Source organism: Chromobacterium sphagni, from assembly GCF_001855555.1.
In the GTDB taxonomy this organism is placed as follows: domain Bacteria; phylum Pseudomonadota; class Gammaproteobacteria; order Burkholderiales; family Chromobacteriaceae; genus Chromobacterium; species Chromobacterium sphagni.
The window spans coordinates 1-8437 of the sequence record NZ_MKCT01000043.1 but is presented as its reverse complement, the minus strand read 5'-3'; the positions used below and the strand labels follow the sequence as shown (position 1 = coordinate 8437).

At 63.8% G+C, this 8437-nt stretch carries 7 protein-coding genes, 2 pseudogenes and 2 riboswitches; of the genes and pseudogenes, 7 read left to right on the top strand and 2 right to left on the bottom strand.

Features of this window, described 5'->3' with window-relative positions; genetic code table 11:
* Positions 1-327: pseudogene (locus BI344_RS15870) on the top strand (substrate-binding periplasmic protein); the annotation flags it as partial.
* A 38-nt stretch (positions 328-365) separates the two neighbouring features.
* Positions 366-1160, top strand: a complete 795-nt coding sequence (locus BI344_RS15865; protein WP_083370252.1) for a substrate-binding periplasmic protein — start codon at positions 366-368, stop codon at positions 1158-1160.
* Between the two features lie 64 nt (positions 1161-1224).
* Here BI344_RS15865 and BI344_RS15860 read toward each other — a convergent pair whose 3' ends face one another.
* On the bottom strand, positions 1225-1833 hold the full coding sequence (locus BI344_RS15860) for an FMN-dependent NADH-azoreductase (RefSeq protein WP_071113842.1): 609 nt from the start codon (positions 1831-1833) through the stop codon (positions 1225-1227).
* Positions 1834-1941: 108 nt separating this feature from the next.
* Between BI344_RS15860 and BI344_RS15855 the strand changes: the two genes are divergently transcribed.
* The 5 genes from BI344_RS15855 (at position 1942) to BI344_RS15835 (ending at position 7951) form a co-directional block, all read left to right on the top strand.
* Positions 1942-2883, top strand: coding sequence for a LysR substrate-binding domain-containing protein (locus tag BI344_RS15855; RefSeq protein WP_071113845.1), 942 nt, complete (start codon positions 1942-1944; stop codon positions 2881-2883).
* Between the two features lie 43 nt (positions 2884-2926).
* Positions 2927-3466 (top strand): GNAT family N-acetyltransferase, encoded by a 540-nt coding sequence (locus tag BI344_RS15850; RefSeq protein ID WP_071113841.1) that lies wholly within the window; start codon positions 2927-2929, stop codon positions 3464-3466.
* A 134-nt stretch (positions 3467-3600) separates the two neighbouring features.
* Positions 3601-6105 (top strand): DUF3141 domain-containing protein, encoded by a 2505-nt coding sequence (locus tag BI344_RS15845; RefSeq protein WP_071113840.1) that lies wholly within the window; start codon positions 3601-3603, stop codon positions 6103-6105.
* Between the two features lie 71 nt (positions 6106-6176).
* Positions 6177-6263: riboswitch (glycine riboswitch) on the top strand.
* A 4-nt stretch (positions 6264-6267) separates the two neighbouring features.
* A riboswitch (glycine riboswitch) is annotated at positions 6268-6365 on the top strand.
* A gap of 154 nt (positions 6366-6519) precedes the next feature.
* The gene (locus BI344_RS15840) at positions 6520-7134 is read left to right on the top strand and encodes a trimeric intracellular cation channel family protein (RefSeq protein ID WP_071113839.1); all 615 of its coding nucleotides are present in this window, start codon (positions 6520-6522) and stop codon (positions 7132-7134) included.
* Between the two features lie 55 nt (positions 7135-7189).
* On the top strand, positions 7190-7951 hold the full coding sequence (locus tag BI344_RS15835; protein ID WP_139167050.1) for a TIGR02117 family protein: 762 nt from the start codon (positions 7190-7192) through the stop codon (positions 7949-7951).
* 204 nt (positions 7952-8155) lie between these two features.
* On the opposite strand, the pseudogene BI344_RS15830 reads toward BI344_RS15835, so the two are convergent.
* Positions 8156-8437: pseudogene (locus BI344_RS15830) on the bottom strand (IS5/IS1182 family transposase); the annotation flags it as partial.

The following is an 8437-nucleotide window of genomic DNA, read 5'->3' as shown; positions in this document are numbered from 1 at the left end:
GTGGTGATTGCCGAAGACGAAGACGATCTTTACAAGATGCTGAGCAGCGGCGTAGTCACCGCCGCCTTTGCCCAGCCGCTCAGCTACGGCCGCTGGCTGCGCGACCCTCTGGCCGCCCGGCAGATCACCATACTCGACCTGTTTCCCGAGGCCGACATGGTCGCCAGCGGCCTCGCGCTGAGCAAAAGCCGCTTCAGCCAGGAGGCGGCGGAGAAATGGCATCAGGAACTGGTGAAGATGTACCAGGACGGCAGCCTGTACGTCATCATGCAACGCTTCCTCAACGAAGGCGCCGCCAAGCAGATGATGCGGCTGCCCATTAATTGATCCGCCGGACCAGGCTGTCCGGTGCCACGGAGCGAAACATGAAATGGCTAGTAGGCTGCGCGTTGTTGCTGATGCTGCCCACCGCATGGGCCGCCCCCAACGCCGCATGCCCGCAAGGGCCGCTGGTCATCGCCTATTACGACTTCGGCGTGGCCTACCACAAAGGCAAGGGCTACGATCCGGAAATCATCCACGAGCTGGCGCGGCGGCTGAATTGCCCCATCCAGAACGAGAGCGACTACCCCCGCCCGCGGGTGCTGAAGCTGCTGGAAATCGGCCAGGCCGACATCGGCACCTCGACGCTGATCACGCCGGAACGCAAACGCTACCTGTGGCTGCTCACCTACCACCACAGCAAGAACATGGTGCTGCTGCATCGCGGCGTGCAGGCATCCTCGCTGCCCGAGCTGCTGCAGCTGCCCAATCTGCGCTGGGGCATGATACGCGGCTACCGCCACAGCCCGGCCCAGGATAAACTGCTGGAAGACTTGGTGCAGCAGCACAAAGTGGTGATGGCGGAAAACGAGGACGATCTGTACAAAATGGTGTGCAGCGGCGTAGTCACCGCCGCCTTCGGCCATCCGGTCAGCTACGACCCCTGGCTGCAAAGCCATCAGGCCAGCCAGCAGGTCACCGTGCACGACTTCTTTCCGGATACGGAAACCATCTCAGGCGGCCTCGCGCTGAGCAAGGCGCGCTTCAGCCAGGAGGCGGCCGCGCGCTGGAACGACGAAATCATCCGCATGTACCATGATGGCTCGTTGCGGGCGATCATGCGCCGCCACCTGAGCGAATCCAGCGTCGAGCATGCCCTCAGGCTGCCGCTGGACTAAGATCGGGCCGACATGGAAAAGCCCCGCACTTTTGCGGGGCTTTGGCGTTTTCCTCCAGCCGGAATCACAGCGCCAGCTTGGCGATGGCTTCCTTGGCCAGGTGGATCGAGGTGGCGCGCTTGTCCGGCCCCATGCCGATGGCTTCGGCGCGGACGATTTCCACATCGGTCACGCCCAGGAAGCCCAGCACCTTCACCAGAAAGTCCTCCTGAAAATCCATCAAACTGCCCTGCTCGCCGCTGTGCACGCCGCCGCGGCCCGAAACCAGCACCACCTTCTTGTTCGGCACCAGGCCCACCGGGCCGTTTTCGCTGTATTTGAAGGTGCGGCCGGCTACCGCTACGCGGTCGATCCAGCTCTTCAGCTGCGAAGGAATGGAGAAGTTGTACATCGGTGCGCCGATTATCAGCACGTCGGCGGCGATGAATTCTTCGATCAACTGATCGTTCAGCGCGCTTTCGCTGCGCTGCGTCGCGGTCCAGTCCGCCTCGGCGACGAAGCGCGCGCCGACGATCTCGCCGGACAGGTGGGCGATGGGGTTGGCGGCGAGGTCACGGTAGGTGGTTTCAACATCGGCGTGGCGCTGGCGCAGCGTATTGGCGACGACGGCGGACAGCTCGCGGGTAACGGAATTGTCGGCCAGGATGCTGGAATCGAGATGGAGCAGTTTCATTTGGCAGTCTTTCAATGTCAGGCGGGAATGACTGCATGATAGGCAGGTGCAACAATTCCGAATAGACTACTAAAATTGGAAACATTGTTCTACCAGTGGGACAATAAAATGCAAGACTTGAACGACCTGTTGTATTTCGCCAAGGTGGTCGAGCACGGCGGCTTCATGGCCGCCGGCCGGGTGCTGGGCATTCCCAAATCGCGCTTGTCGCGGCGGGTGGCCGAACTGGAACACCGGCTGGGCGTGCGCCTGCTGCAGCGGACCACCCGCCGGCTGGCCCTGACCGAAATCGGCAGCCAGTACTATCAGCACTGCCAGGCGATGCTGGCGGAAGCCGAAGCCGCCAACGAGACCGTGCTGCAAAGCAGCGCCGAACCGCGCGGCCTGATCCGCGTCAGTTGCCCCGAGCTATTGTCCAAAACCATGCTGAGCGCGGCAGTGCCGCGTTTCCTGGCGCGTTACCCGCAGGTGCGCATTGCGCTGGACTCCACCAACCGCAGGGTGGACCTGATCGAGGAAGGCGTGGACGTGGCGATCCGGGTGCGCAATGTGATCGAGGACAGCGCCAGCCTGGTGGTGCGGCGGCTGGGTAAGAGCCGGGTGATCCTGGTCGCCAGCCCCACCTTCATCGAACAGCATGGCGAACCGCAAACCCCGGAGCGGCTGGCCGCATTGCCGGCGCTGACCATGAGCCGGCCCGACAGCCGCGGCCAGTGGATGCTGCTGGACAATGTCGGCCAAAGCTACACCATACACATCGACACGCCCAGGCTGATGACCGACGACATGATCGTGCTGCTGGAGGCCGCCATCGCCGGACTGGGCATCACCGCTCTGCCGCGCAATGTCTGTCATCAGGCGCTGGCTGACGGCAAGCTGCGCCACATCCTGCCGCAATACGATTTTCCCTGGGGCATCCTGCACGCCGCCTTTCCCACCCGCCGCGGCCTGTCGCCGGCGGTGCGCGCCTTCATCGACTTCATCAGCCAGGAATTGATCAGCGAAGAGATTGCCGGCGACTGGGGGCGCAGCGACATTCGCCCGGCATGACAATTGCTTCACCCCCGGTTTCCCGCACCGGATGGTTGAAAACATGTTCACGCTGCGCCCGCTGGCCGAAACCGACTCCCTGGAACAACTGACCGCGCTGCTGCACCGCGCCTACGCTCAGCTGGCCTCAATGGGCCTGCGCTACACCGCGGTGGACCAGAGCGTGGCCGTGACCCGCCGCCGCATCGCCGGCGGCCACTGCCTGCTGGCATGGCGCGGGAATGCGCTGGCCGGCACCATCACGGTGCATCATCCGCTGCCGGCCTCGCCCTGCCCGCAATTCCGCCAGCCGGATAGCGCGGTGCTGATGCAGTTCGGCGTCGATCCCGTCTGGCAAGGCTGCGGCCTGGGCTCCCTGCTGATGGACGCCGCCGAAGCCTGGGCCCGCAGCCAGGGCTATCTCCGCATCCGCCTGGACACCGCCAAACCCGCGTCCCATCTGGTGGAGCGCTACGGCAAGCGCGGCTACCGCGTCGAGGCCCCGCTGCAATGGCCGGACAAAGCCTACGCCAGCGTGGTGATGGTCAAGGAACTGGAAACGGCCGCAGCGACTCGAACTCCTGTTTGCGCCGCAACAAATTGATGGCTGCGCGCCACAGACCAGGCTCAGACCATCCGCTTTTATTGCATTGCAGCATCAAGCGAGTACAGTGGCGTCCATGGCCTTGTCATCGGCCGCCACGCCTGTCTCCATCTTTTCCAAAGCAAGGGGTTGCAATGTGGTCAGCTACTGCAGTTCAAGGCGGGACTCCCCCGTTCGCACAACCGCTGTTTGATTACTGGCTGGACGCCTGCCAGCGCGGCATCCTGTACTGGGACGTGCTCTACCAGCGCGGCGCCACTTACCTGGAACACTGTGAGAGCGGCAAGCCGCCGGTACTGGTGTTCGACTACAAGATCATCCAGGACGGGCGCGAACTGCCCGATCCGGCCAATTACGCGCTGGCGGCCATCGCGCCGCCGCCCAGTTGCCCGCCCACCAACCCGGCCCTGCGTCCCTTCGTGGTGATAGACCCGCGCGCCGGCCACGGCCCGGGCATAGGCGGCTTCAAAATGGACAGCGAAATCGGCATCGCGCTGCAACAAGGCCACCCCTGCTACTTCGTGATGTTCTTCCCACAGCCCGAGCCCGGCCAGACCATAGAAAGCGTCAGCAAGGCCGAAGGCGCCTTCCTCAAGCGTGTCAACGAGCTGCACCCCGACTCCGACGGCAAACCCTTCGTCATTGGCAACTGCCAGGGCGGCTGGGCGCTGGCGATGCTGGCCGCGGTGGCGCCGGAACTGGTGGGCCCCATCCTGCTGGCCGGATCGCCGCTGTCCTACTGGGCCGGCGTCCGCGGCAAAAATCCGATGCGCTACGCCGGCGGGCTGAACGGCGGCACCTGGACCGCGTCGCTGGCCGGCGATCTGGGCAACGGCCACTTCGACGGGGCCCACCTGGTCAACAACTTCGAAAAACTGGACCCGGCCAACACCCTGTGGAAGAAGTCTTACAACCTTTACTCCAAGGTGGATACCGAACTGCAACGCTATCTGGACTTCGAGCGCTGGTGGGGCGGCCATTACCTGCTCAACAAGGTAGAGATGGAGTGGATCGCCCAGAAACTGTTCGTCGGCAACGATCTGGTCCACGGCAAGATCGCCAGCCATGATGGCAAGGTGCGGGTGGACATGCGCAACATCCGCTCGCCCATCGTGGTGTTCGCCTCCTGGGGCGACAACATCACCCCGCCGCAACAGGCGCTGAACTGGATCGCCGACCTCTACGACAGCGTCGAGGACATCCGCGACAACGAACAGACCATCGTCTACGCACTGCACAGCAAGGTGGGACACCTGGGCATCTTCGTGTCCGCCGGCATCGCCAACAAGGAACACAGCGAATTCGCCAGCGCGCTGGACCTGATAGACGTGCTGGCCCCCGGCCTGTATGAAGCCATCATCGAAGACATCGCGCCGGACGCGCCCGGCCAGGAATACATAGAAGGTCGCTACATCATCCGCTTCGAAGCGCGCGACGTGCCCGACATCCTGGCGCTGGACGACGGCCGCGACGACGAACGCGCCTTCGAGGTGGTGAAGCGGGTGTCGGAGATCAACCAGGGCGTGTACGACCGCTACCTCTCCCCCGCGCTGCGCGCCATCGGCAACGAAGCCAGCGCCCGCCTGCTGCGCGAGCTCCACCCGGCCCGGCTGGAACGCACGCTGATCTCTCCGAAGAATCCCTGGCTGTGGTGGCTGCCCGGCCTCGCCGCCCAAGTGCGCGAACAACGCCGGCCAGTGGCGGAAAGCAACCCGCTGTGGCAATGGCAGGAGCAGCTCTCCCATTTCATCGCCCAGTCGCTGGACCAATACCGCGACCTGCGCGATGCCACCCAGGAGCAACTGTTCCGCGCCGTCTACGAGTCGCCGCAGCTGGCTACCCTGGTCGGCGTGCGGCCAGCCAGCGAGCCGCGCAAGCACGTGCTGGCCTGGGAAAGCCGCGAGCTGGCGCGCCTGAAGCGCGAGGCGCTGGACCCCAGCTTTGAGCAGGGCACGCTGGCCGACGGCTTCGTCCGGCTGCTGCTGTACGTCAGCATCGGCATGGGCGTGGTGGATGAGCGGCCGTTCAACGCCATCCGCCGCGTGATGCGCGACGTGCGCCACGAATACCCGCTGACGCTGATGCAGCTCAAGGACATCGTCCGCCACCAGGTATTCTTGGTGCGACTGGATGCGCCGCGCGCGCTACAGGGCTTGACCCTGCTACTACCTGACCCGCACCGCCGCCATCAGGCGTGGATGCTGGCGCGCGACCTGCTGTCATTGCGCGGCGCCATACCTCCGGAACATCAGGCGCGGCTGGACGAAGTGGCGCAAGTGTTGCAGTTGGAAATCAACGGGCAAGCCAGGGCCGAACCGCCCGCCGCGCCTGCGATCCAGCTATTGCCCAAACCCGCTGCCGCCAAGCCATCGGCAAAACCCGCAACCACCTCCGCTCCAGCGGTCAAGCCCAAATCCGGCAAACCTGCCGCCACGCGTCAGACCGCGAAAACCGCGCCGGAAAACAGACCGACAGCCCAAGCCGCGGTGAAGTCGGAGGAAGCCAAGCCAGTTGTCGCGGCCAAGCCGGCCAGCGCGCGAAAAGCGCCGGCCAAGGCCAATGGCCAGGTGCCGGGAGAGGCCGCGCCGGCCAAAACCGGCAAGACAAGTCCCCGCGCCAAACCGCAAGCCAAATCCTGACCGAGCACAGCCGGGGCGCAAACGCGCCCCGGTGCTGCCGTTGACTATTCCAATAGCAAAAGCTAATATAGTGACTCTCTGCGGGAGAGAGGGGCCACGCCCCCGCCGAAGACGCAAGCTCCCATAATCGCTCAGGCAAGCCGTACCGCAGTGTTTCATTGATTCAAGCCGATTGGAGAGAGGCTGCCGCGAGCAGCCCACCGAAGGGGCAAGTGGCCAAAGGCCATGCAACTCTCAGGTAAAAGGACAAGGGGAGAGGCTGTTCCGTAGCCCGGAATCCACCCAGGAGTCTGCCTTGTCCCGCTCTTCATCCAGCGGCGCGCCCGACGTTTTCCGGCGCCCTGCACTCGTTCCGTTCCCGCTTCCCCGTCTGCCGGCCCCTCCGGCGCGCAACTGCCGCAATCGTGTGAAATCATGCTGACCCTGATCTATCTCATCGCCATCACCGCCGAAGCGATGACCGGCGCCCTGGCCGCCGGCCGCCGCAATATGGATATTTTTGGTGTGACCGTCATCGCCTTCCTCACAGCCCTCGGCGGCGGCACCGTGCGCGACATCGTGCTGGGCCGCTACCCGATAGGCTGGACCCAACATCCGGAATACGTGCTGCTGGTAGTGGCCGGCGGCATCGCCGCAGTGCTGGCCGCCCGCTTCATGCGCCACCTGAACCGGCTGTTTCTGGTGCTGGACGCATTGGGCCTGGTGGCCTTCACCATCATCGGCTGCGATGTGGCGCTAGGCATGCACTACCATCCGGTGATCGTGGTGATGGCTGGCATGATCACCGGCATCGCCGGCGGCATCCTGCGCGACGTGCTGTGCAACCGCGTGCCCATCGTGTTCCGCCGCGAGTTGTACGCCAGCGTGTCGCTGCTGGTGGCCATGCTCTATCTGGGCCTGAATCTGCTGAACGTGCCGCACGACTACAATATCGCCGCCAGCTTCGCTTTTGGCCTGGCCCTGCGCCTGACCGCGTTATGGCGCGAATGGCAGCTGCCGGTCTTCGCCTATAGGCACGACCACCATTGAGCCACCCGACACCCCGCCCCGCGGGGTGTTTTGTTATGGCGCGGATTGCGCTGCCTTGTCGCCACCGGGGAGGAGTGCGATCATCCGCCATCCATCTTCCCTTCGCGGAACCATGACCCAAGAGCATCCACGCCCCGCAAGCCGCCTCCGATTCCTGGCACCTCTCGCTCTGACAGGCCTGTTGGCCATGCCTGCGGCCTACCTGCTGGCCGCGCTGGCGCTCGGCCTGCTGCCAGCCAACCGCGACTGGCAAGCGCCAGTTACGGGCATCCCCATTTACCTGGACAGCAACGGCGTGCATACCGGCCTGGTGCTGCCTATGCGAAACAGCCAGATGGACTGGAGCGCGCGGTTTCCGCCGCGGCAGATTCTTCGCGCCGACCGCTTTGCGGCCTCTCCTTACATCGCCATAGGCTGGGGCAGCCGCACCTTCTTTCTGCAAACGCAGACCTGGGCCGACCTGACGCCAGGCAAAGCCCTGGCGGCGCTGGCTTCAGACGACAGCGTGCTACACGTGGAATATCAGCCCCAACCCAGCGAAAGCGCCAATACGCGCAAAATGCTGCTCACCCCGGGCCAATACGCAAAGCTGGTGGATTTCATTTCCCAAAGCATGCCCATCGACGCCGACGGAAAACCTTTGTGGCTCAAGGATTACCACTATGACGGCAATGACGCCTTTTATCAGGCCAACGGCAACTACAACCCATTGATGACCTGCAATCAATGGACGCGCAACGCGCTGAACGCCGCCGGCGTGCGCACGGCTTTATGGTCCCCTTTTGGTCAGGCTTTGCTCTGGCATGCGGGCAGCTAGAGCCTCCTCGGAGACCCACGACAGCGCCACACACCTGTCCTTTTATTTAGGTACAAAAACACTGTCAGACAATCGATTGCAACTCAAGCACTCCTCCCTTTCAAAATGACGGTTTCCGCTTAATAGCCAATCGATGCCCTCTATCCGAGGGGCTTTGTTGCATAACCCCGCCCAAGAACGTGCGTCTCCTTGTCCAGGGCGAATTCAGTTCATCGCTGCCACCGCCACGGTCTTCGGGCGGCCCAGAGCGGTAAAATGGTTCAAAAACGCCGCGCGCACTTGCAGTTCCGCCACCTGTCGATCAAAGGTGCGCGCCATCACTCGGCTACACGGTCGCTTGAAACCGTGCATCTTCGTTTCCGCCAGACTGCGGCGGTGATAGCCGCTCCAGCGTTTCCAGATTCGTCTCCCCAAGCGTTTGCACGCCGCGATCGCGGCGTTGCGCACCTCGCTGCCGGTGATTTTCGACTTCGACGGCTTGGCATT

What these genes read in the sequence shown, in the direction of transcription:
- BI344_RS15840 (WP_071113839.1), top strand. Translation starts at nt 6,520, where the DNA reads ATGCTGACCCTGATCTATCTCATCGCCATCACCGCCGAAGCGATGACC.
- BI344_RS15850 (WP_071113841.1), top strand. Translation starts at nt 2,927, where the DNA reads ATGTTCACGCTGCGCCCGCTGGCCGAAACCGACTCCCTGGAACAACTG.
- BI344_RS15865 (WP_083370252.1), top strand. Translation starts at nt 366, where the DNA reads ATGAAATGGCTAGTAGGCTGCGCGTTGTTGCTGATGCTGCCCACCGCA.
- BI344_RS15860 (WP_071113842.1), bottom strand. Translation starts at nt 1,833, where the DNA reads ATGAAACTGCTCCATCTCGATTCCAGCATCCTGGCCGACAATTCCGTT.
- BI344_RS15845 (WP_071113840.1), top strand. Translation starts at nt 3,601, where the DNA reads ATGTGGTCAGCTACTGCAGTTCAAGGCGGGACTCCCCCGTTCGCACAA.
- BI344_RS15855 (WP_071113845.1), top strand. Translation starts at nt 1,942, where the DNA reads ATGCAAGACTTGAACGACCTGTTGTATTTCGCCAAGGTGGTCGAGCAC.